General features: G+C 69.3%; 1 protein-coding gene. It reads right to left on the bottom strand.

Features of this window, described 5'->3' with window-relative positions; all coding sequences use genetic code 11:
- Positions 1 to 32: 32 nt before the first annotated feature.
- The gene (locus CCN35_RS27165; protein WP_067388523.1) at positions 33 to 716 is read right to left on the bottom strand and encodes a class F sortase; all 684 of its coding nucleotides are present in this window, start codon (positions 714 to 716) and stop codon (positions 33 to 35) included.
- Between the last annotated feature and the right edge of the window lie 95 nt (positions 717 to 811).

The raw sequence follows: 811 nt of genomic DNA, 5'->3' as shown, positions 1-811 counted from the left end.
TCGTCGTGTTCGCCCGCCTGGCCGGGGTCCTCTCAGCGGACTCCGACCAGGCGGGCGAACACGACGACGTTCCCCTGATACCCGGTGGCCTCGTTGTAGCCGCCGCCGCAGGTGATGACCCGCAGCTCCGGCGTTCCCTTCGAGCCGTACACGCGGTCGCCGGGGAAGTTCTCCTTCTTGAACACCTCGACGCCGTACACCTCGAACACGGCCGTCTTTCCGTCCTGCCGGTGGACCTCGACGCGGTTTCCCTTCTGCACGGCACCGAGCCCGTAGAACACCGCGGGACCCGCGGCGTTGTCCACATGGCCGTCGATGATGGCGGTGCCTTTCTCCCCCGGCGTGACCGCACCGGTGAACCAGCCGGCCAGATTGGGGTTCTCCGGCGGCGGCGCGGCGATCCAGCCGTCCTCGTCCACCCCGACCGGTGTGATGGGCGCGTCGACCTGGATCACGGGGATTCTGATCCGGTCGGGCACCGAACGGGACAGGACGAGCTGGGGAGCCGCACTGGCGGCCGAGGGGCTCGGTGCGCTGCTCGGATCGGGTGCGGCCGCCGTCGCGGGCTGGGGCGGGCCGACGTCGAACTCCCCCGAGCCGTTGCGGATGAGAGCGAGTCCGGTCAGCAGAACGAGCGCTATCACGCCCCATGGGGCACGCTTCTTTCGTGTCGCCCGCTCCTCCTCGGCGAACCGGAACCGCTCGCTCACAGACATTCACCATCCCCTTTCGACGCGGCCGTCGCCGTGTCATTCGCGCATACATGAACGCTATGTCCGGTGCGCGCGACCGGCGACGGCCGCGTCGAAAG

It is taken from the genome of Streptomyces thermovulgaris (assembly GCF_002155915.1).
Lineage (GTDB): Bacteria > Actinomycetota > Actinomycetes > Streptomycetales > Streptomycetaceae > Streptomyces > Streptomyces thermovulgaris.
The sequence above is the reverse complement of the archived record's forward strand: the minus strand, read 5'-3'. Positions and strand labels throughout refer to the sequence as shown.